The organism is Vibrio sp. Hep-1b-8, assembly GCF_006124995.1.
Taxonomy (GTDB): Bacteria; Pseudomonadota; Gammaproteobacteria; order Enterobacterales; family Vibrionaceae; genus Vibrio.
Map to the genome: position 1 here is coordinate 1 of NZ_QEWN01000088.1, position 25,645 is coordinate 25,645.

Genomic DNA, 25,645 nt, shown 5'->3' on the forward strand with positions numbered 1-25,645 from the left:
ATGTTGAACAGGAGTTAATCCCAGACAGGCAGAAGCATGTCGTCCTTTTGAAAAATGGTCTTTTTGGCTGAGGGCAATTTTCAATAAAGCCGCACAAATAGGGCCGACACCTTCTAATGCTTGTAGGCGTTTGCACAATAGGTCTTGAGATGTAGTGACTTTCAGTTTTTGTGTAATGTTATCGATTTGGTGAACTAAATCGACGAATCGGTCATACATCATTGCTAGGGTTTCCCTGAATGTCCAGGTGAGACTATTTTCAGCCTCTTCGAGTATGAGGGGGATTTCGGTCCTAAGCGCAAAATCGCCTTTGTTGATAGGGAAGCCAAACTCAAGTAACAGCGCTCTTAATTGATTTGCGGAGCTGACTTTCTGTCGGACAAGCAATTCGCGAATATGAACAATAGATTGTTGGCACTGGTCTTCAATATTAAGTATTCGGCAAGCTTTCACGTTAGGTTGCATAGCGGCGATAGCGATGGCTAAAGCATCATTAGCATCTGTTTTTTGACCTTGCCGGAATGCAGAGACTCGTTTAGGAGCGATGGCTTTTACTTTATGACCGAGTTTAATAGCTAGTCGTCCCCAGTGATGAGCGGTCGCGCAAGATTCCATGGCAATGAGCGATGCTTTTTCTTTGATAAGAAGCTCTGTAAGTTTTTTTCGAGAGACTTCTTTGTTGAAAATAATTCTTCCATGTCGATCCATCTTACAAACTTGGAAAACGTTTTTTGCTAAGTCGATAGCGAGCACCGTAGAATGAGTCATGTGTTGGCTTCCTTGTAAAAGTGTCGTTACTTATTACGTTACTCCCGAGGGAGATAGGGAGTCCATACATCTTGGCATTTTTGATGTCATTGCTGGTATGGTAGCGTTGCTTTCCTCAGAGAAGCCAGGCCACAAGGGCTGGCTTTTTTATCGGCGAGGGTCGGGGAGTGATGGGTTGCTTTCAATGCACTTAAACTTCGTATGCACAAGCGTGTCTCAGCACTTATAAAACGGTTATGACTTCTTAGGTAATTGACCCACGTTGTTGTAAGAGCGCTTTGGACCTTTAGGCTCGTAGGTAAAGGCTTTGGGTAAGCCGTCGTATAACACGATGTAATGCTCATCCCAGACACGAACACCGACGAGATAGAAGTTAGGTTTAAGCGCTATCCAGGTATTGCCATCATCAAGGCTATAACTCGTGAAACCAACCAATTTTACCCGTTGGTAGTTATCGCATTCACTTGCCTTAATCGTGCCTTGAAATAGCGCCTCTTTGGCATCACCGTTTTTAAGCAAGCAGGGCACTTGGATCGTTTTCCCTTGGTAATCCAAACCTTTGTCGTCAACACATTGACCGACATGACTCTTAACGTATCGAAACTGCATAATTATAATAACTGTGCATATATACAGTTATTCTGATGTATAGAGTCAACTTTGCAAACCAGATAAAAAATGAGTTACTTAAATTTAGTGGGTATCCAGGGCGCGGGTTTACGTCGATAGCCGCCACCAGAAAAGGCCTTCGTGAACCCGAAATCCTTACTAGCACCCTTGCTATCTATACGTAAACTACGTACACTTTGCGTATGAAAAGTGTATTTGTTGAATCAAGCATATTCGAAAAGTACCGAGCTCAGTACCTGAGTGACGACGAATTCCGACTGTTCCAGGCGGAACTGATGTCGAACCCCAAACAAGGGGATGTCATCCAAGGTACGGGGGGGCTACGTAAGATTCGAGTGGCGACTAAAGGCAAGGGGAAACGCGGGGGCTCTCGTGTGATCTACTATTTCCTTGATGAAAAGCGACGATTCTATTTGCTGACCATTTATGGCAAAAACGAAATGTCTGATTTAACCACGGATCAAAAGAAACAGTTAAAAGCTTTTATGGAGGCATGGCGCAATGAGCAATCGTGATCTATTTGCTGAATTAAGTTCAGCCCTTGTTGAAGCAAAAGCGCACTCAGAAGGCAAAGTGACGCTAAAAACGCATCCAGTGAGTGATCTCGCTGAACTCAACATCTCACCAGAGGAAATCATTAGCCTTCGTGAGCAGTTCAATATGTCTCGTGGTGTGTTTGCACGTTTACTGCACACCTCATCGCGTACGTTAGAAAACTGGGAGCAAGGACGCAGTGCGCCGAATGGACAAGCCGTGACGCTACTTAAGCTGGTGCAGCGTCACCCAGAAACCCTGTCGCATATTGCCGAGCTCTAACATCCTCCCCAAATTCAAAGACGTCGCATCAGCGGCGTTTTTTATGCCGGTTCGAAAATGGCTCCAACTCTTACTACTTGAACTTCGCCGGTACCCAGGGCTTAGGCGCAAGACGTCGGCCACCACGGAACGGAGGCAAATTGGGCACCGGTGGCGTAGGGCACGGATCATTCAATCGTGATGAAGTTATTTTTGACGTTTTCTACGGGTACAAGGATAAGTTGAAGTCTAATCGAATTTAAAAGATAAAAATGATGACACTTCTTTCGTTGTGAAAGCTGGAGAAAGTCGAATAATCAATTATTCAGAGAGTTTCCATGGGAAAAAGCACATTGAAAAATTTCCAGTTACTCGGCTACCCATCGACTTATTTGTAAAGGTGTTATCAAGTGAGAGCTTTGTAGAATTAAAATTGGCATACTTTGATGTTGCAACCAATCGACTGCACGTGCGCTTTCCCTCGGTGGATATTCATGATGTTACGTTCAAGATTCTAGGTGACTATAAGAAACCCTCATTCAATGGGTATGTATCGTTGTAGCTCACACAACATTAAATTCTTGGGGGCATCCCACAGAATGTACCTACAACTTAGCCACTGCTTGATACTGTTTGTAATATGTACGCCAATATAGACAAACAGGGCACGACTTTGACGAGCTGGATCCTTCAAGATTTCGATATTGGTGATATTTCATGTCAAATCATCGAATTCACCGTTGAACATCATGACTATGTCATGGTGTTTAACCTTGTGAATGCCACTCGAACCGACGACATGATCAATGAAAAAGCCGATGAGCTTGGCATTGAATATCGAGAGCACAGTTATGAAGTCAAATTCGACCTCAAAGCGAACTTTGAGTCAGATAACTTTTTTGATAAGCCTGATGTCGCGCTCTCAGTCACCGCGATGCGTGAGCTTGGTTACATCATCAAAGAGCTGCTCGATTTCCACTATCGAAACAGCAATGCTGAAGCTTATCTCTGTGTTGCTGAAAGTGACAAACTCAAGCGCTTTTATGATCGGCTTGCCAAGCTCTATAGCAAAGAGTTACACTTTGTAGTAACAAACAACTTAGGTGAGGAGGCTTTAGGTTATGAAATCACAACCCCAAGCTACAAAAGCGAAAGCCGCTAAAGTCGAAGCGATGAAGAAAATCAAAGCCGCCTATAGCCAAGCTAAGAAAGAAGGTAAGGTGAAATCCTACCAAATCTCCCCGAATCCATAAACGTCGCATAAGCGGCGTTTTTTATACTGGCTCACCAATCCCCATAGAAACATTATTCAGCGTCATCAATCATCCAGGCGTTCGACCAGCTTTTCTTGAACTGTTGCTGTACGGTCGCGCCGAGCTTCTTCCATTCTTTGAGTGCGCTCTTTTTGAAATCGAGTTTATAAGTCATTAACTTTGGTAAATAGTGACATTACAACTTTGCGCCTACAACCTCTGTCAATCTCAGCGATCATCCATTGACGCAGAGTCTCTTTAGATACAGCGAGGTTGTGTTGTTCTGAGAGTTTCTCTAGAGCGAGCGTTGGTGAGAAATCAGAATAGTAGTTGTGAATGATCTTTAGTATTTCAGCTTTAAAATCTTCAGAGTAACGCCGGTTACTAGGACGACCACGAGCAGCGTGTGCGAGACTTTGAGCTCCTAAAGTGGAGAATCGATTGAGTAAGCGCCGGATATGACGAGCAGACACATTTAGAATAACTGCAGCATCAACTTGACGTAATCGCTTTTCACGGACGTCAGATAAAACCTTAAATCGATAAATATCTTTTTCACTCATCGTAATCAACATCGGTTAAAGCCTCAAAAGCAAACATATTGTTAATCTTAGGAGGACATTTTAAAGTGGCTAAAACCGGACATTACTAAATTGCCCTAACATTGCCAGTGCGTATTATGTACGTTATGTTAAATGGCGTACATGAGACAGCTAAGCTATTGCCCCGTTTGACTTACTCTACTGCGTTTATCGCCTAAGTTATTCAACATAATTGATTTACCATAAAATACCTAATAATCAGTAAGATAATCAAAGATTAATTTACTGATTATTAGCTTCTTTGCTAATAACCAAATTCCAGTTGGTTGTTTTTAGCTTGATTGCGCCGCTTCGGTCTGAGACAACGCCTCCAAATTAAGAATGGTTTCCAAGTACACTATAAACGGTGGTTAGAATCGTATTGTGGCTATCGGTTTGTGTGTATTACCAACGATGTTTAACTCTAAATCTTCTAATTTTTCAGCTTCGATTACCCAAGTGTTTACATCTTCAAGCACCTTAACTGAATTATCAGGCGAAATAATTTTCAAATCCGTTGTTGACTTGTTAATCAATAGGCGATCTTTTGTGCGCTTGGCGGCAAATTCGTTGCCGTTAACAGTAAAAGTACAGTTTGCTTTCAATCTGCAATCGATTATTTCCCCTTCGCTGAATGTGATCGTCCGCCAAATAAACGCTGTAAATAGTAGGGTTAACATGATGATTATTTGAACAAAACGTCCGCGCGTCAGTTTTTCAGCTGCCATTTAAGGGGTTCTCCGTGTAACAAACTTCAAAGTTTTAAAATAAAAGGCCAAAACCTGACCGACTGTAAGGTTACTACTCTGTCATTGAATTGTTAAATGCAGTATAGTTGGCGGCTGAAAATGCCACTTTTTTTAAAATCGGCAAGAATATTTAACCGACTGAATAGGTTCTATTTTCTTAACGGTTTGGGTGGCATTACGACATGTGTCGTGTTGGAAGTAAAGTGTAGTTAATTAGAAATTGGAAGCATGCAAATGAGCCAAGAAAAGCAGCTTGAACAAAACTACAACTATACAGTCGTTCGTCAGTTTACCTTAGTGACTATTCTCTGGGGTATTGTTGGCATGGCTGTTGGTGTTTTGATTGCCGCTCAATTAGTTTGGCCACAGCTAAACTTTGATACGCCGTGGTTGACGTACAGTCGCTTACGTCCTCTGCATACTAATGCGGTTATTTTCGCGTTTGGTACAAGTGCCCTATTCGCAACGTCTTATTACGTTGTTCAGCGTACCTGTCAAACTCGTCTATTTGGTGGCCCTCTTGTCGCCTTCACCTTCTGGGGTTGGCAAGCCATTATTTTAGCAGCAGCAATTACTCTGCCATTAGGTTTTACCTCTGGTAAAGAATACGCTGAGCTAGAATGGCCAATCGATATTGCCATCGCAGTTGTCTGGGTTTCTTATGCGATCGTGTTCTTCGGAACATTGATTACCCGTAAGACCTCTCACATCTACGTAGCAAACTGGTTTTTCGGTGCCTTTATTATCACTGTTGCGGTACTTCACATCGTAAACAGCATGGCAATCCCTGTCTCGATGGGTAAATCGTACTCGATTTATTCGGGCGCAGTGGATGCGATGGTACAGTGGTGGTACGGTCACAACGCAGTAGGTTTCCTACTGACGGCTGGTTTCCTAGGTATGATGTATTACTTCGTACCTAAGCAAGCTGAACGTCCAGTTTATTCCTACCGTCTGTCTATCGTTCACTTCTGGGCATTGGTTTCCCTGTACATTTGGGCAGGTCCTCACCACCTACATTACACTGCACTTCCGGACTGGACTCAGTCATTAGGTATGGTGATGTCACTTGTTCTATTCGCTCCTTCTTGGGGTGGTATGATTAACGGTATCATGACACTGTCAGGAGCATGGCACAAACTACGTTATGACCCTATCCTACGTTTCCTAATCGTGTCTCTATCGTTCTACGGCATGTCTACGTTCGAAGGTCCAATGATGTCTATTAAGACAGTTAACGCACTGTCTCACTACACAGACTGGACTGTCGGCCACGTACACTCTGGTGCATTAGGTTGGGTTGCTATGGTATCTATCGGTTCGGTATACCACCTAGTTCCTCGCCTATTCGGTCAAGAGCGCATGTACTCTGTTAGCCTAATCAATACGCACTTCTGGTTGGCAACTATCGGTACTGTACTGTACATCGTTGCAATGTGGATTTCGGGTGTTATGCAAGGTCTGATGTGGCGTGCAGTTAACTCTGACGGTACATTGACTTACAGCTTCGTTGAGTCAGTTCAAGCGTCTTACCCATTCTACTTCGTACGTTTCTTAGGTGGTTTCATCTTCCTAGCTGGTATGTTCCTAATGGCATACAACACGTACAAGACGGTAACAGCGCCAAAAGATAGCCTAAAAGCTATCCCACAGCCGGCATAAGGAGATTTAAAGAATGAGTTCTAATTCTAACAATCGCCACGAAATTGTTGAACGCAATGTCGGTTTACTCGCGATTCTTATCGTTTTTGCAATTAGTTTGGGTGCGCTTGTAGAAATCACACCACTAATTTTCCAAAAGCAAACTACCGAGCCTGTTGAGAACCTGCGTCCTTATACAGCGCTTGAAATGGAAGGTCGTGACGTTTACATCCGTGAAGGTTGTAACGTTTGTCACAGCCAGATGATTCGTCCATTCCGTTCTGAAACAGAGCGTTACGGTCACTACTCTGTTGCTGGTGAAAGTGTGTATGAGCACCCATTCCTATGGGGTTCTAAGCGTACAGGTCCAGACCTAGCACGCGTGGGCGGTCGTTACTCTGACGAGTGGCACCGTGTACACCTAATTGATCCTCGTGAGTTGGTTCCTGAGTCAAACATGCCTGGTTTCCCATGGCTTGAAGAGAACGTTCTTGATGGTAAGGATACTCAGAAGAAACTGACTATTTTCCGTGATCAATTTGGTGTTCCATACACTGACGAGCAGATCGCAAATGCGTCTAAAGATGTAGAAGGTAAAACTGAGATGGATGCCATCATCGCTTACCTTCAGTCTCTTGGTCACGCAATGAAGTAATTAAGGTGGTAAATATGGACATTGGTACTATTCACAGTATTTGGACCATAGTGCTTTTCGTGAGCTTCCTTGGTGTGGTTTGGTGGGCTTACGGTAAAAGCCGCAAGTCTCGTTTTGACGAAGCCGCTAATCTTGTATTCGCTGATGAAGAGCAAGCACCTTCAAAAGAACAAGGAGTGACTAAGCAATGACTACATTTTGGAGTCTTTGGATAATCATCATTACAGTCGGTACACTGCTCGGCTGTGCTGCAGTCCTTTATTGGTGCCTTAAAGATAAAATGGGCGTTGAAGAAGGTGCAGATATGGGGCACGAATACGATGGTATTCGTGAGTTGAACAACCCACTACCTAAGTGGTGGACCTATCTATTTGTTGGTACGTTTGTGTTTGCAGCGATTTACCTGACTCTTTACCCGGGTCTAGGTAACTTCAAGGGCGTCCTAGGTTGGCAGAGTTCTGACCAGACTGTTCGCTCTATCGAAGAGTCAAAAGCGTCTATCGCCGCTTCTCAACAGAACAAACATCTAGTTCAGTACGCTAAAGAGCTGGACGATGCAGAAGCCTACTTTGGCGAAGCATTCAAAAAGCTTGCGTACGTAGATGGTTCATCTGAACTGCGCTCTATCCCAGAAATTGCTGCGGATAACGAAGCAGTTAAAGTTGGTCAACGTCTGTTCCTGCAAAACTGTTCACAGTGTCACGGTTCTGATGCACGTGGTCAGAAAGGTTTCCCTAACCTGACTGATGATGCATGGCTATACGGTGGTGAGCCGCAAGCTATCGTGACGACAGTAATGCAAGGTCGTATCGGTCAAATGCCATCATGGAAAGACGCTCTGGGTGAGCAAGGTGTACAAGAAGTTGTTAGCTACACTCTTAGCCTATCTGGTCGTTCTGTGAATGCGCGTGAAGCTGAAGCTGGTAAAGCACGCTTTGTAGTGTGTGCAGCTTGTCACGGTACTGACGGTAAAGGTAACCCTGCTGTAGGTGCACCTGACCTAACAGACCAAAACTGGTTATTCGGTGGTTCTCGCGCTGATGTAACTGAAACAGTATTGAACGGTCGTTCTGGCGTAATGCCGGCTTGGAAAGACATTCTAGGCGAAGACAAAGTTCAGTTAGTTTCAGCTTACGTTTGGAGCCTGAGCAACTCGGAACAATAAGTTACATTTCAATAACAGCCCCTTACTTTCTATAGATGGTAATGGGGCTGTCTTTCCTTTACAGTTAAAACCCTAATTTCTTTCACTTTTTCATTGAGAACTTTTTTATGGTAAAGCCTTGGTATAAGCAGTTCTGGCCGTGGTTCCTAATCATTCTGCCGCTCACCGTTGTTGTATGGACAATTATCACAGTCATCGTCTTTTCGCAGAACTCTGTTTCGCTTGTGACTGAGGATTACTATAAAAAAGGTAAAGGGATTAATATCGACATTTCTAAGCAGAACGTAGCTAAAGACCTTGGTCTGAGCGCTGCAGCCTTCTCAGAAGGTAATGATGTCGTTATTCAATTTAATAAAGGTCAACTAGAGCACTATCCTGCAATCACTGTGATGTTTGCTCACCGTACTCTGCCTGACCGAGACTTCTCTAAGCTGCTGACATCTGATGCCAGTGGACAGTACCGCCTGAAATTGGACGATGAGCTACAAGGTCCTTGGTTTATCGAACTTACGCCACATGATAGCCAGTGGTTGCTTCAAGGTCGTGTTACCTTCCCTTCTTCTGCCCCTGTACAACTAGCGAATTAGTAGCTTATGTGTAAATCGTGTTATCACTGTGGTGAAGATGTACCAGCCAACACGGATTTTAAAGTAGAGATTCTCGGCGACATCAGGGAGATGTGTTGCCCGGGCTGTGAAACGGTCGCTCAGACAATCGTTGATAGCGGTCTGGTCTCTTACTACCAGTACAGAACCGCGCCTGCCGAAAAGGCGGATTTAGTTCCAGAACAACTTCAGGCATTGATTCATTATGATAATGATGATGTCCAATCGGAGTTTGTGCGTAATAGTGAACACTGCTCCGAAGTTACCTTGTCACTTGAAGGTGTCTCTTGTGCAGCGTGTGCCTGGCTGATCGAGAAACAAGTTTCTAATAAGTCAGGTGTTGTTTCGATTCGAGTCAACACCACTACCAACCGAGCGCTATTAGCGTGGGACAAGACGCAAGTTCGTCTCAGTGAATTGCTTTCGTTGATTCATCAACTTGGGTATAAAGCAGCGCCATTTGAAGCCGATAAGCAAGAAGCCGCTTATCACCAGCAAATGAAGCAGTATCTATATCGTTTGGGTATCGCAGGCCTGGCAACTATGCAGGTGATGATGCTGGCAGTGGCGCTCTATTTGGAAGTGTTTGGGGATTTAGAGCCTGAGTTTAAAAACTACCTCCGCTGGGTGAGCCTAATCTTTGCCACTCCAGTAATGCTCTACTCTGCTCTGCCGTTTTATATCAACGCGTGGCGAAGTATTCGCAGCCGTACACTCGGTATGGATGTCCCTGTATCCATTGCCATGATCTTCGCCTATTTCGCCAGCTTAGTCGCCACAGTGACGGAAAAAGGAGAAGTGTTCTTCGAATCTATTTCGATGTTTGCATTCTTCTTATTGGTTGGCCGTTTCTTGGAAATGCGCGCACGTCGTAAGGCTGCGGCTGCGAGTGGAAACTTGTTGAAGTTAATCCCTGCGATTGCGAACAAGTTAAATGGTGACCAAGTACCGGTGAAAACGTTGAAAGTCAGTGACCAGATCCGTGTTCTCCCCGGTGAACATATTCCTGCAGACGGTAAGATCATTTCTGGACGCGTCCACATCGACGAATCCATGCTTACAGGTGAGTCTTTACCTGTGGTCAAGCAAGTGGACGACTATGTGTTTGCAGGGACATTAAACGGTGAAGAATCGTTCGAACTTGAGGTGACCTCTTCAAAAGCCGATTCAATGATTTCGAATATTGTTCGTCTTCAGGATGAAGCGCAGCTATCTAAGCCAAAAATTGCAGAGATCGCTGATATTGTTGCACGCTATTTTGTAGCGGTGATCCTCATTATTGCCGCAGGCACTTGGTTTTTCTGGCACTCAAGTCGCCCAGATGACGCGTTCTGGATCATGCTGTCGGTACTTGTAGCGACCTGCCCATGTGCTTTGTCTCTGGCCACACCGACTGCACTAACTTGTGCGACGTCACGAATGGGTAACCTCGGTATCTTACTGCGTAAGAGTCATGTATTTGAGACCTTATGTAAGGTCAATCACCTGATTGTCGATAAGACTGGAACCTTAACTCTCGGTGATATTGAGATTAACGATGTTGAGCTGTTTGGTGAATGGGATAAACAACAAGCGCTCGCGATTGCTGCGTCGCTGGAATCCCATGCGAATCACCCTATCGCTCGTGCATTCAAACTTTATTCAGATGCAAATGTTAGCGTCGAAGACGTAGAAAACGTCATTGGCTCTGGTATTAAAGGTCGTTATAACGGCGCTGAAGTTAAGATTGGTAGTGCCCAGTTTGTACTTGGTGAACAGCAAACAGCGCAAGCTAACTCAGTGTACCTCTCGATTGATGCCGTTCATGTTGCAACCTTTAGCTACCGTGATCCGATTCGAGCGGAAGCGAAAGAGTTTGTGGAGAAGTTCCAGCGCTCGGGTGTCAAAATTACGCTTTTGACTGGCGATACCAGTGAAAACGCGCACCTTGTCGCGAGTAAAATTGGTATTCAAGACGTGGTTGCAGGTGCAAAACCACAAGATAAGCTGAATTATCTCAATAATGTTGACGCCAAAGACATTACCATGATGATTGGTGACGGCATTAATGATGCTCCTACGCTTGCCGGCGCTCATCTATCGGTGGCAATGGGCGGTGGTGCTGACGTCGCCAAAGCTTCCGCAGACATGGTGTTACTCGGTGACAGGCTTGACCGAATTTTGGCAGCTCGTGAACTGGCTTTGCAAACACGTAAGATCATTCGCGAAAACCTGGCTTGGTCGCTTGGTTACAACCTTTTGATCCTGCCACTTGCAGTTGCGGGATTTGTTGCCCCCTATTTTGCAGTTATCGGTATGTCTGCGAGCTCAATTATTGTAGTATCTAACTCTCTACGCTTGCTCAAAGAAAAAGGTAAATAGATGGAAAGCCTTTATATCCTCATCCCTATTGCTATCGTGCTGGTCTGTGTCGCTGTTGCGGTCTTTCTGTGGGCGGTAAGAAGTGAGCAATTTGAAGATCTTGAACGTCAAGGTCATAACATTTTGTTTGATGAAGACGAACGTAAAGAGAACCCGCCTAAGTGAGCATTGATTGGTTAGGTGCTTTTTTCATTGGCCTTGTGGGCGCTGGCCACTGCATGGGAATGTGTGGAGGTATCGCGTCCATGCTGACAATGGGACAATCGCAACCATCGAAATGGGTTCCGTTGTTCTATAACAGTGGTCGCTTAATTAGCTACGCTGTCATTGGCGCCATCGTAGGTGGCGCCTTTTCGACAATTTCACAAGTTAGCCAACTTAACGATGCATTGATTTGGTTAAGACTTGCCGCTGCGCTATTTATGGTTCTATTGGCCTGCTACATTGGTCGTTGGTGGCAAGGCTTACTTCACATCGAAAAACTTGGCCAAGTTATCTGGCGATTTATATCCCCCGCAGGTAAATCCTTGTTGCCACTGAAATCTTCACTCCATGCGCTTCCATTTGGATTTGTTTGGGGTTGGCTTCCATGTGGACTCGTGTATTCAACGTTAACATGGTCAGCCGTATCCGGAAGTGCACTCAACGGTGCGTTAGTCATGCTAGCATTTGGGGCCGGAACCCTACCCGCGATGCTACTTGTAGGACATGCAGCGACCTCACTCCATAAGCTGCAAAACTCTGATATATTTCGTCACATTGTTGCATTTACTATCTTAATCTATGGCCTATATACAGGCTATGGTGCACTCTCTTTACTTAACATTAGTTTTTAGTCGGCTGTTTTTATGCGCTTTTTTCCACTATCCTTTAGTCGTAATGGGTGCTAAAATATTGATGTATATCAAATAGTGAAAGGTTGTTATGATTTCTGAAAAGCCTGCAACAAAGCGCATTCAATCTGGTGGTTGTGCAATCCACTGTCAAGACTGTAGTATCAGTCAGCTTTGTATTCCGTTTACGCTCAATGAATCTGAACTCGATCAACTCGATCAGATCATCGAACGTAAAAAGCCAATCCAGAAAGGACAGGAATTGTTTAAAGCAGGAGATGACCTTAAATCTCTTTATGCAATCCGTTCAGGTACGATCAAAAGTTACACCATCACAGAACAAGGAGATGAGCAGATTACTGCTTTCCACCTAGCGGGTGACCTAGTAGGTTTTGATGCAATTACTGGTGATTTGCACCCTAGCTTTGCTCAAGCGCTAGAAACCTCGATGGTTTGTGAAATTCCGTACGAGATCCTTGATGACCTTTCAGGTAAAATGCCGAAATTACGTCAGCAAATCATGCGTTTGATGAGTAACGAAATCAAAGGCGATCAGGAGATGATTCTTCTGCTATCGAAAAAGAATGCCGAAGAGCGTTTAGCTGCATTCTTGTACAACCTTTCTACTCGTTTCTCTCAACGTGGTTTTAGTCCACGTGAATTCCGTCTAACCATGACTCGTGGTGATATCGGTAACTATCTAGGACTTACCGTCGAAACGATTTCTCGTCTCTTGGGCCGTTTCCAAAAGTCGGAAATTCTAAGTGTTAAGGGTAAATACATTACTATCCTTAACCACGATGCGCTTATGGAATTGGCGGGCGTTTCAAAAGAATCATAATAATTTTCAATGATGTAGCTCGTTTTTCAGCATGATGATGAGCTACATCAAACTTCTCTTACATTCCTCCAATTATTTCTAAAACTCTACGTCCAACTAAGCTACATTAATCATATGCCCTCCTCGTCTCTAAGGAGTCAATATGAGTATCTACAATAAGATTTTGGTCGTTGCTGACATAAATAAAGATGAACAGCCAGCCTTAGCTCGTGCTATGCAACTTGCAGCGAAAAGTCGATCTCCAAGCCGGGTAACCTTCTTTCTTTCTATCTACGATTTTTCCTATGACATGACGTCCATGTTATCTGTCGATGAACGCGACGCAATGCGTCGTGGAGTCATTCAGCAACGCAAACAATGGATGCGTAAAATCGCCAAAGATTACATTAATGACGACGTCGACTTCGATGTTCGCGTGGTATGGCACAACCGCCCTTATGAGGCGATTATTGCTGAGGTATTTGCCGGCGAACACGACATTGTTATTAAGGGGACACGTAAACACGATGTGCTGGAGTCTGTAATTTTTACTCCCACCGACTGGCATCTATTACGTAAATGTCCATGCCCAGTTCTGCTAGTGAAGAACGCTGATTGGCCCGAAGATTCTAGCATCTTGGCTTCAGTTCACGTTGGTTCAGAGAACGATACCCACCTTGGTCTAAACGATACCATGGTAGAACAGCTCAATAGTCTGACTGAGCGGTTAGGCGCGAAGCCTTATCTGGTCAATGCGTACCCTGTTACTCCAGCAAACATTACGATTGAGTTACCAGAATTCGATCCAGCGACCTATACCGACGCGGTACGTGGACATCACCTTACTGCGATGAAAGCTCTGCGTCAGAAACACGGTTATGACGAAGAACAAACCGTTGTAGAACAAGGATTGCCTGAAGACATCATTCCTGAGGCCGCTGAGCGACTCAATGCTGCGATGGTTATCATTGGCACAACGGGCAGAACAGGATTGTCAGCCGTCTTTATTGGTAACACGGCAGAGCACGTGATCGATAAGATTAATTGTGATGTGATGGCGTTGAAACCACAAGGTTATATCAGCCCGCTCGATCCAAAAACCGCTATCTAGTGCAAAGCCTCTCTCCGTCCCCTCTTTGAGGGGACTTTTTTTTGTTCTCCGCTGAATAGATCTAGCATCTGTTCCATTTATCCGTATCATACGCACTTCATTTTGTTTTGAAGATTGATGAAGACTGCAAGCTAATGACCGAGCCAACTCAAGAGCGTACTAAAGCTCAACAATATAATTTTAACAAGCTACAAAAGCGTATTCGCCGTAACACAGGCCAAGCGATCCAAGACTTCAATATGATTGAAGATGGAGACCGTATTATGGTGTGTCTGTCAGGCGGTAAAGACAGCTTCACTATGCTTGATATTCTGATGAGCTTGCAAAAGAGCGCGCCGATTTCATTCTCGCTTGTTGCCGTTAACCTCGATCAGAAACAACCGGGGTTCCCTGGTCACATTCTTCCTGAATACATTGAATCACTAGGCGTTGAGTACAAGATTGTTGAAGAAGACACTTACTCAATCGTTCAGGACAAGATTCCAGAAGGTAAAACGACCTGTTCGCTATGTTCTCGTTTACGCCGTGGTATTCTTTACCGCACGGCTAACGAGCTAGGTGCTACTAAAATTGCCCTCGGCCACCACCGTGACGACATTCTTGAGACACTGTTCCTCAACATGTTCCATGGCGGTAAAATGAAAGCGATGCCACCTAAGCTGGTTTCAGATAATGGCGAGCACGTGGTTATTCGTCCATTAGCGTACTGCCGCGAAAAAGATATCATTAAGTATTCTGAAATGCGTGAGTACCCGATCATCCCTTGTAACCTGTGTGGCTCTCAGCCGAACCTACAGCGTCAGAACATCAAACAGATGCTAAATGACTGGGATAAACGCTTCCCTGGCCGTATCGAGACGATGTTCCGTGCGATGCAAAATGTCGTACCAAGCCACCTTGCTGACTTCGAATTATTTGATTTCAAATCGATCGACAAAAACTCTGGTGTAATCAACGGTGGTGATATTGGTTTCGATAAAGAAGAAATGCCAACTCAGACTGTTCAAGACCCAGATATGGTTCACGAGTTTGATCCAAGCCTTAAGTTAGATGTAACTAACATCTAATTATCTGAAAGAATTAAAAAAGGGTCGCGATGCGACCCTTTTTGTTAAGTTTATTTTGCTCTTGGCAAGTAAGGCAGCACTCGGGCCGTTTCCTGCGGCAAAGTCATATAACCGCCCTCACCGATCTCATCAACTGATACCTGCGCTTTACCATCGACAATCGGCTTAGTCTTGCCGTTGGAGAAGGTAATTTCAGAGTTAAGCTTGTTAGGGAACTCAAGCGTTACCCCTTCGACGTCTGGCGTAAACCAGCTGGCAAACATCCCGCCTAACTGCTCAAGAATCGCCTGCATCTGAGGTAGTAATACTTTCACCTGATCGTAAGTGACACTGTCGCGCATCGGCTCTTTGGTCATGACTACCATAGAAAAATCACAACGCATGTCCATTGGCGTATGAACGAAGACCAATGGGTTTGCTGAGCGAAGGTTGTTGTCTAACGGGACAATCACCTCATTATAAGGCGAGACCTTTAACTCTTCGTAGTGCTCTTCTTTTTCCATCCACGCTTTCTCGATATTACACAACTGTTTTGTGTCTGCGTTGAGGAAGAAAAAACCTACTTTTACATCATCATGTCCCTGTTTCGCATTCTGCTTCATGTGTGAGTAGAGCTTTGAGTAGGTGAACATGTATTCTTGAGCTTGAGCAGGTAAAACAGCCGCACCCGTTAGCGCTGCGGCCAAAAACATTGACGTTACTTTCTTCATGAAATTATATACTTATTGTTTGACGATCGGATTTTCCCAGAAGCTCTGATTGTGCCTGATCATGCTTTGTAAATCGTTGACGTAGGCCTCACCTCGTTCAGAGTACTTCAGTAATCCATTGGACAGCGCCATTGCAGCCTCAGTATCAGTCAAGCTTTGTCCGGCAAGATGTCGTTGATAACGAATTTCTCTCAGCTCTTCATAAGCGTTATTGCGATTGACGTTCATAAAATAGCCGTAAATCGACTGCTGAACCGAACTGAACTTAGCCACTTCATGGGTCATGCCGTCGCCACGTTGAAGAGGGACAAGCCCACAACCTGACTGATAACACCATTGTCCAAAGTAGTTATTGGCTTCGGTGGCAAAACGCGAAGTGCCCCACGCCGATTCATTTGCGCCTTGAACCAAAACCAGTGCTTCAGGTATGACGTCGACACGGTGAAGCATATCGTCGAGCCACTGTTGCGATATTCCATCAGCAGGCATTTCAACATTGTAGAGCTTGCCTAAACGCTGCGCGTAAGACTTATCCGCATCGTCGAGCGATTGTTGCAAGTAGTTCTGCTGAATTGAATCTAAGCGCAGACGCTCGTTTCTCACTCTCTGGTTTTCGAGTGCGATACCAGGTCGAAGGTAGTCAAAGAATACCTGCTTCTTTTGTTTTACATCGGTGATGGCAGCAAAATTAGGCGCGCTACCTACAGCTGACGGCTTAACCTTCTGCTGCATCTCTGTTGCAACCGCTGCCACTCTCTTTTTTTCGCGCTCTTCTGCGGCATTTCGTTCGTACCCATAAAGAGAGCAGCCAGCAATAATACTCGCAGCAGCAATCGCTATAAATTCACTTTTACGCATTGAACACTTGTGGATCGTTGTCATTATCGTCTTCATCTTTTGGTCGGTCAGAGGCAATGATTTTTAGTTTGATGCCAAACATGTTGCGGTAAACAATCCCCTTAACATGGAAGAAAAACGGCAACACAAATATTAGACCTAAGCCGTAAAACATCATGCCGAGCACAAACATAATCGACACAACAATATAGATTCCCGCCAGAGCAAATATCTTTTTGTTCACCGCACGCAGAGAAAGCAGCAGTGATTGCATTGGGGGAACTTGTTTCTCACAGATTAAAAGCATCGAGTTACTGAATGCCAGCGACAAATACAAAGATAGGAACGGAAATATCATTCCTGCGATACCTTGTAGCAATAAGCTAAACAGTGTCGCCAGAATAACTGGAACTGTGTACTGCAGTCCCTTACCAATGTGGCGAGGTTTAGTCGTCAACCCTGCTGCATGACTCATCGCCATAAGACTGATACCTGCATAAATAGGCGCGCTAATCACTTCATAACTGAAGTTGGCGACCATGATAGCGTTGAAGATGCTCGGATCAAATGCGTCAGGATTGGTGAAAGCATTAAGGATAATACCAGGGTTACCCAGTTGAAGTTTTAACGCCACGTAGAAGATAGCTAACTGTATCGCTATCAAAATAATGATCGAAGGAGAAAATGAAAGGAAGTTCTTAACGGTATGCTGCCACGCTTCTTTAAACACATCCCCTGCTTTAAGGTCGTAGTCACCAGACAAAGCACGCTCTACGCTACCGCCCAAATTGAAGTCTTTTTCAATATCGTTATTCATTCTTGGATCCAGTGGTTGGTTGTACACAAACCGAACCAACTTGTTGATAAAAAATTAAGGCTATTATACTGCAACACTAAGCTGTCTAAAATCGAATCTCATTGATGAGCTTGCTTTCTCACATATTTGGATGATAATTAACCACTAATGTGCCATCTAATTGCATTTATCTTACTCTAAGGTAAAGAAAAATAACGCTCTTCTGCAGCCTTTAATCCATGTACAGAGAGTATGGTAAGGAATGTTTACTTTTACCTGCAAAATTTTTTCTGTTTCAGGATAAGAAAATGCTTTGAATTCACACTTTTGGTGATTATGATGCGCGCCTCTAATTTGTGTAACTACGGGTCATTAAGTTAAGTCACTTTAAATGACCAATGTGGGAGAAAAACAGACGTTGAACGCTAAACAAAATGCAGGACAACCAGTAGTTCGTCTTACTGGAATTAGCAAAAGTTTCGATGGTAAGGAAATCATCGCAAATCTTAACCTTGATGTTAATCATGGTGAGTTTCTAACGATTTTGGGCCCTTCTGGTTGTGGTAAAACAACCGTATTAAGAATGATCGCTGGTTTTGAAAGTGCTGACAATGGTCAGATCATTCTAGACAACCAAAATGTAACTCAAGTTCCTGCTGAGCAAAGGCACGTAAACACTGTTTTCCAGAGTTATGCACTATTTCCCCATATGACGGTGTTTGAAAACGTCGCTTTCGGTCTCCGCATGCAGAAAGTCAATGCAGCTGAAATCGAGCCTCGAGTGATGGATGCGTTACGTATGGTTCGCCTAGAAAAAATGGCTCAGCGTAAACCTCATCAGCTTTCAGGTGGTCAACAGCAACGTATCGCTATCGCTCGCGCCGTAGTGAACAAGCCAAAAGTACTCTTGCTTGACGAATCCCTATCTGCACTTGATTACAAACTGCGTAAACAGATGCAAATTGAGTTAAAACAATTACAGCGTCAGTTAGGTATTACCTTTATTTTCGTTACTCACGACCAAGAAGAAGCCTTATCGATGTCAGATCGCATCATCGTTATGCGCGACGGTGTTATCGAGCAAGACGGTTCACCACGTGAGATTTACGAAGAACCTAAGAATCTATTCGTTGCACGCTTTATCGGCGAGATCAACGTGTTCCACGCCACCATGATTGAGCGCATTGACGAAAAACGCGTTCGAGCTGAAATTGAAGGCGTAGAGTCCGTTGTATACTACGAAAAAGAAGCGTCAGCTGGTGACAAACTAACAGTACTACTTCGCCCAGAAGATTTACGTATCGAAGAGATTAAAGAATCAGAACAAGAAGGTATCGTTGGTCACGTTACTGAGCGTACCTACAAAGGTATGACGTTAGATTCTGTCATTGAACTGGAATCTGGCATGCGTGTGATGGTCAGCGAGTTCTTCAATGAAGATGATCCAGATGTGGATCACTCATTAGGTCAAAAAGTCGCTATCACTTGGGTTGAAAGCTGGGAGGTAGTACTCGATGAAAGCCAAGAAGCTTAGCCTTCAGAACGCAATCATTGCCTTAATTGTTGGTTGGCTAACACTGTTTGTGCTTGTGCCAAACGTAATGATTATTGGCACCAGTTTTCTGACTCGCGACGAAGCAAATCTGATCGAGATGACGTTTACTCTCGATAACTATTTCCGATTGCTTGATCCGTTGTACGCCAAAGTGCTATTGCACTCATTTTACATGGCTATTATTGCGACGTTACTGTGTTTAGTCATTGGTTATCCATTTGCTTACATCGTCGCTAAGATGCCAGAGAAATGGCGTCCATTTATGCTGTTTCTAGTGATTGTTCCATTTTGGACTAACTCACTTATCCGTACCTACGGACTTAAAATTGTGTTGGGTACTCAAGGTATTCTAAACCAATCGCTCATGGCGCTGGACATTATTGATAAACCACTTCGTCTTATGTACACAGAGACGGCAGTGATGATTGGTTTAGTCTATATCCTATTACCTTTTATGATTTTGCCCCTCTACTCGGCTATTGAGAAGTTGGACAACACATACATTGAAGCAGCGAAAGATTTAGGTGCGAACAAGTTTCAGACCATCACAAAAGTTATTCTACCACTAACAATGCCTGGCATTATCGGGGGTTGTTTGTTGGTGCTGTTGCCAGCTCTCGGTATGTTCTACATATCGGATCTACTGGGTGGAGCGAAGAATCTACTGATTGGTAACGTGATTAAGAGCCAAGTGCTTAACGCTCGTGATTGGCCGTTTGGCGCAGCCACAAGTATTGCACTGACCATTGCGATGGCAATCATGCTCTACGCCTACTACAGAGCAGGTAAATTATTGAATAAGAAAGTGGAGCTAGACTGATGGGACGTACTGTTCGATTTAGCTTTATGACATTGGTGTATGCATTTTTGTATTTGCCAATCGTGGTGTTGATTGTTAACTCATTCAATGCCAACAAATTTGGAATGAAATGGGGTGGCTTTACCACTAAATGGTATGAGACGCTGATCAACAATGACAGTTTAATGCAGGCTGCTTGGCATTCACTAAATGTCGCCATCTTTTCTGCTACAGCTGCTACAATTATCGGCAGTTTGACTGCCGTTGCCCTATTCCGTTACTCGTTTAAGGGTAAAGGCGCAGTTAATGGCATGCTGTTTGTTGTTATGATGTCTCCAGATATCGTCATGGCAATCTCGTTACTGGCCTTGTTTTTGGTGCTTGGCGCTCAATTGGGCTTTTTCACCCTGTTGATTGCTCACATTACATTCTGTCTGCCATTCGTGGTAGTCACCGTCTACAGTCGCTTGAACGGCTTTGACGTAAAAATGCTTGAAGCGGCGAAAGATCTGGGTGCCAGTGAATGGACCATTTTAAAACAGATCATTTTGCCACTGGCTAAACCGGCCGTTGCGGCGGGTTGGCTATTGAGTTTCACCCTTTCACTAGACGACGTGATCATCAGCTCGTTTGTGACAGGACCAACTTATGAAATTTTGCCACTGAAAATTTATTCAATGGTAAAAGTCGGCATATCACCGGAAGTGAATGCCTTAGCAACAGTAATGCTGATTGTCTCACTTGTTCTAGTCGTAGCATCACAGCTATTGGCTAGAGAAAAAGTGAAGTAATTCAGTATTTAAAACGAGACAGAATGGGTTAAGCCATTCTGTTTTTCTATCTACGTTTGGTTTGGAGCTAACGTCAATGAAGAAATGGGCTACTCTATTAGCTGGTAGTGCATGTGCGCTTTCTCTGTTCTCTGGTTCAGTGGCAGCGGACGAAAACAAAGAACTGGTATTTATGAACTGGGGTCCTTACATCAACAGTAATATCCTAGAGCAATTTACCAAAGAAACGGGTATCAAAGTTATCTACTCGACTTACGAGTCAAACGAGACTTTGTACGCGAAGCTAAAAACTCATAATCAAGGTTACGACCTAGTCGTACCTTCGACGTATTTCGTAGCAAAAATGCGCGACGAAGGTATGTTGCAGAAGATTGACAAATCTAAGCTGTCAAACTTCGACAACCTTGATAAAAATTACCTAGATAAGCCATACGATCCTAACAACGACTACTCTATTCCACACGTTGTTGCGATTACTGGTCTTGCGGTAAACACAGACATGTACGACGCGAACGATTTTCAAAGCTGGGCGGATCTATGGAACCCTGAGCTTGAAGGTCAGCTAATGCTAATGGATGACACTCGTGAAGTGTTCCACATCGCTCTGCGCAAGTTAGGTTACTCTGGTAACTCAACTGACCCTAAACAGATTGATGAAGCGTACGCGGAACTCCAAAAGTTAATGCCAAACGTATTGGTCTTTAACTCTGATAACCCAGGTGCTCCTTACATGTCAGGTGAAGTTGGCGTTGGTATGCTTTGGAATGGCAGCGCAGCGACAGCTCAAAACGAAGGTATGAACCTTAAACTTGTCTTCCCTAAAGAAGGCGGTATCGGTTGGGTTGATAACTTTGCTATTTCTTCTGGTGCGAAAAACGTAGATGCGGCACATAAGATGATCGACTTCTTACTACGTCCAGAAATCGCTGAGCAGATTTCTCGTGACACAGGTTATCTGACAGCCGTTGCTGAGTCTAACGCGAAGTTCAAAGACATCGCTCCACTATTCCCTTCTCAAGAAGATCTTGACCGCGTAGAGTGGCAAGATTCAGTGGGTGACTTGACGGTTAAGTACGAGGAATACTTCCTTAAACTTAAAGCTGGTCAATAAGTCAGCGAAAATTATGAAAATAGGCAGCCTTGGCTGCCTATTTTGGTCTTGGGCTGATATAATTCCGTTTTGTATCTCTTGTTGTCCTAACAAGAAAGTTAACTCACTGCTTAATCATAGTATTTGGCTTGGATGGGTCTTATGCTGATTAAGCAAAGAAAAACGGAAACATAATGAAAAGTAAATTCTATGCAAGCGCACTGTGCGCAGCGACTTTGATCGCTACTCCTGCAATGGCTGCTGATCAAGAACTCTACTTCTACAACTGGTCTGAATACATTCCAAATGAAGTTCTTGAAGACTTTACAAAAGAAACTGGGATCAAAGTTATCTACTCGACTTACGAGTCTAACGAAAGCATGTATGCCAAGCTTAAGACCCAGGGTTCTGGTTACGATCTAGTAGTACCGTCTACTTACTTCGTGTCAAAAATGCGCAAAGAAGACATGCTTCAACAAATCGACAAAACTAAGCTGTCTCATTTCAGTGATCTAGACACTAACTTCCTTAACAAGCCGTTCGATCCAAACAACAATTACTCTATCCCTTATATCTGGGGCGCAACGGGCATTGGCATCAACTCAGATATGCTAGACAAGTCGTCAGTCACAAAATGGGACGATTTCTGGGACAGTAAGTGGGAAGGCCAATTAATGTTAATGGATGACTCTCGCGAAGTGTTCCATATTGCCCTAACCAAACTCGGTTATTCACCAAACACAACCGATCCAAAAGAGATCGAAGCTGCTTACCAAGAACTGAAAAAGCTAATGCCAAACGTATTAGTTTTTAACTCTGATTTTCCTGCAAACCCATACCTAGCAGGTGAAGTATCACTTGGCATGCTTTGGAACGGCAGTGCATACATGGCGCGTGAAGAAGGCGCTTCAATCGATATCATCTGGCCAGAAAAAGGCACCGTTTTCTGGATGGATAGCTTAGCGATTCCAGCTGGCGCTAAAAACGTTGATGCTGCACACAAAATGATCGATTTCCTACTTCGTCCAGAGAACGCCGCTAAGATTGCACTACAGATTGGTTACCCTACTCCTGTAGCGACAGCGCATGACCTACTACCAAAAGAATTTGCTAACGATCCAAGCATCTTCCCTCCACAAGAAGTGATGGACAGCGGTACATGGCAAGATGAAGTTGGCGAAGCGAGCGTGCTTTACGACGAATATTTCCAGAAACTTAAAGTGAATAACTAATCCAAAAGTTAGTTTTCAGTTATATACTTAAAAAGCGGCTCCGGCCGCTTTATTTGTATTTGCAGCCCATAGACGCCGATCTAGCAAAGGAGCAGCTATTGAGTATAAATACCAAATATTATCTAGTGTTACTCTCCTCCGCCTTTATTGGGGCCATGACCTTTATTACTGCTTACTTCGGCCAGACATTGAATATCGAGTCACGTAATGACTTACTGTTTGAGTCGAACACACTGTTCATTCTACTGTTTATCTACTTTATCCTGGCGCGAAAAGTGGTGACCAACAGATTGGTCAAAATCGGTTTCCTGCTGCTCATTCTTAATCAGGCTTACGACGTCATCACAGAGATAGACGAGCTTGATAGGTGGGCCGATAACAATGACTTCCTTCATACTCTGATTGAAGATGGCAGCCTACAAATTGCCTATCTAATGATCGCATTTGGTATCACTCGTTTAGTGTACGACATGCACAATAGAGCGACCATCGATGAGTTGACGGGTTTATATAACCGTAAAAGACTTTCAGAAATAGAATTAGACACTTTTGATTTAATTTATTTCGACCTTGACGGTCTTAAACTGGTCAATGACAGTAAGGGGCATTCTGCAGGTGATCTGTTAATCATACGCTTTGCGCGAGGGTTAAAATCTTCACTACCCAGCCGGGGAAGCGCGTACCGAATTGGTGGCGATGAGTTCGTCGCTGTTGTGCCTGTTGGTCACAGTGATGAACTGATTAAGAATCTGGATAAACAGCTTGAGGAGCACTCTATCAGTTACAGCTATGGCATAGAGCCACAAACCAGACGGGAAAAATTTAAAGAAGCGTTGATCAAGACCGATCAAGCGATGTACCTAATGAAAAACTCCCAGCGCAATGGCTGAGAGTCTATAGCAAAGATTATCTTAAGCGTGTTTTGCATCCGCTTGCTGCAGTGCAAGGATCTCTTCTACCAATTTAGGTACTTCAATACTCGCCTTTCCGTAACGCTTCTCTTCAAACTCACTTTCTACTGCACTCGGTTCCAAGTTGATTTCAATCGTGTGTGCGCCATGCATTTTAGCGTCATGCACGAATCCAGCGGCAGGATAAACGACCCCAGACGTGCCGATAGAAACAAACAAGTCAGCGGCTTCTAATGAGGCATAAATATCGCCCATTTTTAAAGGCATCTCACCAAACCAAACCACATGAGGCCTCATTTGAGCAGGGATCTGACAGCAATGGCAAAGATCGCCGGTATGGATTTCACCCTTCTCTTCAACAACCTGATTTGATTCACTGCAACGCGCTTTTAATAGCTCGCCGTGCATATGGATGACATTATTACTCCCACCGCGTTCATGGAGATTGTCAATGTTTTGGGTAATAACGGTGACAGTACCTTCCAGCTCCTGCTCGAGTTTGCCCAAAGCAATGTGAGCAGGATTTGGTTTGATTGTCGGATTTTGTAGCCCTAAGCGACGTTTATTATAAAAGTCTTGCACTAAATCTGGATTACGCTCAAAGCCTTCCGGCGTTGCCACATCTTCTATACGGTGGTTTTCCCACAGCCCATCCTGTGTGCGAAACGTTTCAATACCAGACTCAGCAGAGATTCCAGCGCCGGTTAATACAACGACATTACGATACGGGAGCTTCATACCACATCCTCTTTAGTGCTCATTGAGTTAGCTTAGCATTGTCTGATTCTCGGTATAAGCCAACAAGATTAGACCATGGTCGAAGTTACCGTAGTTTTACCCATTTTTTGTGAGGTTAAACAAAAAGGCAGCCACTTGACTGCCTTCCGAAACACCAATCTTCACGCATTTAATCTTCGTTTGTTGACGAAATTTTGTGAATAGCCAAATCTGCACCGTTAAACTCATCTTCTTCAGAAAGGCGCAGGCCCGTTAGTTTATTGATGACACCATAGACGAGCACGGCACCGACTAAAGCAATAGAAATGCCCGCCAAGGTCCCTAGAACTTGCACTGTTAAACTGACGCCTCCAAGACCGCCGAGAGCACTCTGGCCGAAAATACCTGCCGCTACACCGCCCCACGCGCTACATACCCCATGCAAAGGCCAATCACCCAGTACATCGTCAATTTTTGTCTTGTTCTGTAGGTAGGTAAATAAGTAAACAAATAGAGCGCCAGCGAGTGAACCTGTGACCAACGCACCAATCGGATGCATCAGGTCTGAACCCGCACAAACCGCGACAAGTCCTGCTAAAGGACCATTGTGGATAAAGCCTGGGTCGTTTTTGCCTGCAATTAGCGCTGCTACAATGCCGCCCACCATCGCCATCAAAGAGTTCATGGCCACAAGACCACTGATGCCATTCAGTGTCTGAGCTGACATGACGTTAAAGCCAAACCATCCGACGCATAGAATCCACGCACCTAACGCCAGAAACGGAATATTGGATGGGGCAAAGTTTGTGTGTTTACCCGCACGGACACGACCTTTACGCATGCCGAGGAAGATAACCGCAACCAGAGCAATCCAACCTCCGACACCATGAACGACTACAGAACCTGCAAAGTCGTGGAAGCCATAGCCAAACTGAGCTTCAAACCACCCTTGTAAGCCATAGTTGCCGTTCCAGATCATACCTTCAAACACCGGGTAGACCAGACCTACAGTAAAAAACGTTGCAATAAGGATTGGGTAGAAACGGGCACGCTCAGCAATACCACCGGATACAATAGCAGGAATCGCAGCGGCGAACGTTAGTAAGAAAAAGAACTTCACTAGCTCGTAACCGTTGCCTTGCGATAAGATTTCTGCATCGGCAAAAAAGCCCT

General features: G+C 44.3%; 29 protein-coding genes and 2 pseudogenes. 21 read left to right on the forward strand and 10 right to left on the reverse strand.

Features of this window, described 5'->3' with window-relative positions:
• Together DA100_RS09265 and DA100_RS09270 are read right to left on the reverse strand one after the other, a co-directional pair.
• On the reverse strand, nucleotides 1-768 hold a 768-nt coding region (locus DA100_RS09265; RefSeq protein WP_138971880.1), incomplete at its 3' end, for an IS110 family transposase.
• A gap of 234 nt (nucleotides 769-1,002) precedes the next feature.
• Nucleotides 1,003-1,377 (reverse strand): hypothetical protein, encoded by a 375-nt coding sequence (locus DA100_RS09270; RefSeq protein ID WP_138971881.1) that lies wholly within the window; start codon nucleotides 1,375-1,377, stop codon nucleotides 1,003-1,005.
• 203 nt (nucleotides 1,378-1,580) lie between these two features.
• On the opposite strand from DA100_RS09270, the gene DA100_RS09275 reads away from it, so the two are divergent.
• The 4 genes from DA100_RS09275 to DA100_RS21500 all read left to right on the forward strand — a co-directional run bounded on the left by DA100_RS09275 (nucleotide 1,581) and on the right by DA100_RS21500 (nucleotide 3,446).
• Entirely contained in the window at nucleotides 1,581-1,913 is a 333-nt protein-coding gene (locus DA100_RS09275; protein WP_138971882.1) for a type II toxin-antitoxin system RelE/ParE family toxin, read from the forward strand.
• Nucleotides 1,900-2,214 (forward strand): DNA-binding transcriptional regulator, encoded by a 315-nt coding sequence (locus tag DA100_RS09280; protein WP_138971883.1) that lies wholly within the window; start codon nucleotides 1,900-1,902, stop codon nucleotides 2,212-2,214. Before DA100_RS09275 ends, DA100_RS09280 begins: the two co-directional genes overlap by 14 nt.
• Nucleotides 2,215-2,833: 619 nt before the next feature.
• A complete protein-coding gene (locus tag DA100_RS09290; protein ID WP_138971884.1) occupies nucleotides 2,834-3,355 on the forward strand; it encodes a hypothetical protein in 522 nt (173 codons plus the stop codon).
• A complete protein-coding gene (locus DA100_RS21500; protein ID WP_275660970.1) occupies nucleotides 3,315-3,446 on the forward strand; it encodes a hypothetical protein in 132 nt (43 codons plus the stop codon). The genes DA100_RS09290 and DA100_RS21500 overlap by 41 nt, the downstream gene beginning before the upstream one ends.
• 68 nt (nucleotides 3,447-3,514) lie before the next feature.
• Here DA100_RS21500 and DA100_RS09295 read toward each other — a convergent pair.
• From DA100_RS09295 to DA100_RS09305, 3 genes and pseudogenes are all read right to left on the reverse strand, one after another.
• A pseudogene (locus DA100_RS09295) lies at nucleotides 3,515-3,621 on the reverse strand (type II toxin-antitoxin system mRNA interferase toxin, RelE/StbE family); the annotation flags it as partial.
• Entirely contained in the window at nucleotides 3,611-4,021 is a 411-nt protein-coding gene (locus DA100_RS09300; RefSeq protein ID WP_138971885.1) for a helix-turn-helix domain-containing protein, read from the reverse strand. The pseudogene DA100_RS09295 and the gene DA100_RS09300, both read right to left, overlap by 11 nt.
• A 377-nt stretch (nucleotides 4,022-4,398) precedes the next feature.
• The gene (locus DA100_RS09305; protein WP_138971886.1) at nucleotides 4,399-4,755 is read right to left on the reverse strand and encodes a hypothetical protein; all 357 of its coding nucleotides are present in this window, start codon (nucleotides 4,753-4,755) and stop codon (nucleotides 4,399-4,401) included.
• A gap of 255 nt (nucleotides 4,756-5,010) precedes the next feature.
• Here DA100_RS09305 and ccoN point away from each other — a divergent pair, with 255 nt between their 5' ends.
• The 11 genes from ccoN to ttcA all read left to right on the forward strand — a co-directional run bounded on the left by ccoN (nucleotide 5,011) and on the right by ttcA (nucleotide 15,034).
• Complete coding sequence (gene ccoN / locus DA100_RS09310; RefSeq protein ID WP_171052191.1) at nucleotides 5,011-6,438, forward strand: cytochrome-c oxidase, cbb3-type subunit I; 1,428 nt, start codon at nucleotides 5,011-5,013, stop codon at nucleotides 6,436-6,438.
• Between the two features lie 13 nt (nucleotides 6,439-6,451).
• Complete coding sequence (gene ccoO, locus DA100_RS09315; protein WP_006878897.1) at nucleotides 6,452-7,072, forward strand: cytochrome-c oxidase, cbb3-type subunit II; 621 nt, start codon at nucleotides 6,452-6,454, stop codon at nucleotides 7,070-7,072.
• A gap of 14 nt (nucleotides 7,073-7,086) precedes the next feature.
• Complete coding sequence (locus DA100_RS09320; protein ID WP_006878898.1) at nucleotides 7,087-7,263, forward strand: CcoQ/FixQ family Cbb3-type cytochrome c oxidase assembly chaperone; 177 nt, start codon at nucleotides 7,087-7,089, stop codon at nucleotides 7,261-7,263.
• Entirely contained in the window at nucleotides 7,260-8,237 is a 978-nt protein-coding gene (gene ccoP, locus DA100_RS09325; RefSeq protein WP_138971888.1) for a cytochrome-c oxidase, cbb3-type subunit III, read from the forward strand. The genes DA100_RS09320 and ccoP overlap by 4 nt, the downstream gene beginning before the upstream one ends.
• A gap of 107 nt (nucleotides 8,238-8,344) precedes the next feature.
• Nucleotides 8,345-8,824 carry a FixH family protein gene (locus DA100_RS09330; protein WP_006878900.1) on the forward strand — a complete coding sequence of 160 codons (480 nt, stop codon included), beginning with the start codon at nucleotides 8,345-8,347 and terminating at the stop codon, nucleotides 8,822-8,824.
• A 6-nt stretch (nucleotides 8,825-8,830) separates the two neighbouring features.
• Complete coding sequence (locus DA100_RS09335) at nucleotides 8,831-11,203, forward strand: heavy metal translocating P-type ATPase (RefSeq protein WP_138971889.1); 2,373 nt, start codon at nucleotides 8,831-8,833, stop codon at nucleotides 11,201-11,203.
• Nucleotides 11,204-11,368 carry a cbb3-type cytochrome oxidase assembly protein CcoS gene (gene ccoS / locus DA100_RS09340; RefSeq protein WP_138971890.1) on the forward strand — a complete coding sequence of 55 codons (165 nt, stop codon included), beginning with the start codon at nucleotides 11,204-11,206 and terminating at the stop codon, nucleotides 11,366-11,368.
• Nucleotides 11,365-12,039 (forward strand): sulfite exporter TauE/SafE family protein, encoded by a 675-nt coding sequence (locus DA100_RS09345; RefSeq protein WP_138971891.1) that lies wholly within the window; start codon nucleotides 11,365-11,367, stop codon nucleotides 12,037-12,039. Before ccoS ends, DA100_RS09345 begins: the two co-directional genes overlap by 4 nt.
• Nucleotides 12,040-12,127: 88 nt before the next feature.
• Nucleotides 12,128-12,877 (forward strand): FNR family transcription factor, encoded by a 750-nt coding sequence (locus tag DA100_RS09350; RefSeq protein ID WP_138971892.1) that lies wholly within the window; start codon nucleotides 12,128-12,130, stop codon nucleotides 12,875-12,877.
• Between the two features lie 142 nt (nucleotides 12,878-13,019).
• Entirely contained in the window at nucleotides 13,020-13,967 is a 948-nt protein-coding gene (uspE, locus tag DA100_RS09355) for a universal stress protein UspE (protein ID WP_138971893.1), read from the forward strand.
• A 134-nt stretch (nucleotides 13,968-14,101) separates the two neighbouring features.
• A complete protein-coding gene (gene ttcA / locus DA100_RS09360; RefSeq protein WP_138971894.1) occupies nucleotides 14,102-15,034 on the forward strand; it encodes a tRNA 2-thiocytidine(32) synthetase TtcA in 933 nt (310 codons plus the stop codon).
• 50 nt (nucleotides 15,035-15,084) lie between these two features.
• On the opposite strand, the gene DA100_RS09365 is transcribed toward ttcA, so the two are convergent.
• The 3 genes from DA100_RS09365 to DA100_RS09375 are packed head-to-tail and all read right to left on the reverse strand — an operon-like array spanning nucleotide 15,085 to nucleotide 17,398.
• The gene (locus tag DA100_RS09365) at nucleotides 15,085-15,744 is read right to left on the reverse strand and encodes a DUF2987 domain-containing protein (RefSeq protein ID WP_138971895.1); all 660 of its coding nucleotides are present in this window, start codon (nucleotides 15,742-15,744) and stop codon (nucleotides 15,085-15,087) included.
• Between the two features lie 12 nt (nucleotides 15,745-15,756).
• Entirely contained in the window at nucleotides 15,757-16,602 is an 846-nt protein-coding gene (locus DA100_RS09370; RefSeq protein WP_138971925.1) for a glucosaminidase domain-containing protein, read from the reverse strand.
• Nucleotides 16,595-17,398 carry a hypothetical protein gene (locus tag DA100_RS09375; protein ID WP_138971896.1) on the reverse strand — a complete coding sequence of 268 codons (804 nt, stop codon included), beginning with the start codon at nucleotides 17,396-17,398 and terminating at the stop codon, nucleotides 16,595-16,597. The genes DA100_RS09370 and DA100_RS09375 overlap by 8 nt, the downstream gene beginning before the upstream one ends.
• A 379-nt stretch (nucleotides 17,399-17,777) precedes the next feature.
• On the opposite strand from DA100_RS09375, the gene potA reads away from it, so the two are divergent.
• The 6 genes from potA to DA100_RS09405 all read left to right on the forward strand — a co-directional run bounded on the left by potA (nucleotide 17,778) and on the right by DA100_RS09405 (nucleotide 23,734).
• Nucleotides 17,778-18,911 (forward strand): spermidine/putrescine ABC transporter ATP-binding protein PotA, encoded by a 1,134-nt coding sequence (potA, locus tag DA100_RS09380; protein WP_138971926.1) that lies wholly within the window; start codon nucleotides 17,778-17,780, stop codon nucleotides 18,909-18,911.
• Nucleotides 18,892-19,752 (forward strand): spermidine/putrescine ABC transporter permease PotB, encoded by an 861-nt coding sequence (gene potB, locus DA100_RS09385; RefSeq protein WP_138971897.1) that lies wholly within the window; start codon nucleotides 18,892-18,894, stop codon nucleotides 19,750-19,752. The genes potA and potB overlap by 20 nt, the downstream gene beginning before the upstream one ends.
• Nucleotides 19,752-20,522 carry a spermidine/putrescine ABC transporter permease PotC gene (potC, locus tag DA100_RS09390; protein ID WP_138971898.1) on the forward strand — a complete coding sequence of 257 codons (771 nt, stop codon included), beginning with the start codon at nucleotides 19,752-19,754 and terminating at the stop codon, nucleotides 20,520-20,522. The genes potB and potC overlap by 1 nt, the downstream gene beginning before the upstream one ends.
• A gap of 76 nt (nucleotides 20,523-20,598) precedes the next feature.
• Nucleotides 20,599-21,633: an extracellular solute-binding protein gene (locus DA100_RS09395; RefSeq protein ID WP_138971899.1), complete on the forward strand. Its 1,035-nt coding sequence runs from the start codon at nucleotides 20,599-20,601 to the stop codon at nucleotides 21,631-21,633.
• A 173-nt stretch (nucleotides 21,634-21,806) separates the two neighbouring features.
• Nucleotides 21,807-22,844, forward strand: a complete 1,038-nt coding sequence (locus tag DA100_RS09400; RefSeq protein WP_138971900.1) for an extracellular solute-binding protein — start codon at nucleotides 21,807-21,809, stop codon at nucleotides 22,842-22,844.
• A 98-nt stretch (nucleotides 22,845-22,942) separates the two neighbouring features.
• Nucleotides 22,943-23,734, forward strand: coding sequence for a GGDEF domain-containing protein (locus DA100_RS09405; protein ID WP_240800900.1), 792 nt, complete (start codon nucleotides 22,943-22,945; stop codon nucleotides 23,732-23,734).
• A 21-nt stretch (nucleotides 23,735-23,755) separates the two neighbouring features.
• Here the strand turns inward: DA100_RS09405 and cobB are convergent, their stop codons facing one another.
• Together cobB and DA100_RS09415 are read right to left on the reverse strand one after the other, a co-directional pair.
• The gene (gene cobB, locus DA100_RS09410; protein ID WP_138971901.1) at nucleotides 23,756-24,493 is read right to left on the reverse strand and encodes a Sir2 family NAD+-dependent deacetylase; all 738 of its coding nucleotides are present in this window, start codon (nucleotides 24,491-24,493) and stop codon (nucleotides 23,756-23,758) included.
• A gap of 169 nt (nucleotides 24,494-24,662) precedes the next feature.
• Nucleotides 24,663-25,640: pseudogene (locus tag DA100_RS09415) on the reverse strand (ammonium transporter); the annotation flags it as partial.
• Nucleotides 25,641-25,645: the final 5 nt, after the last annotated feature.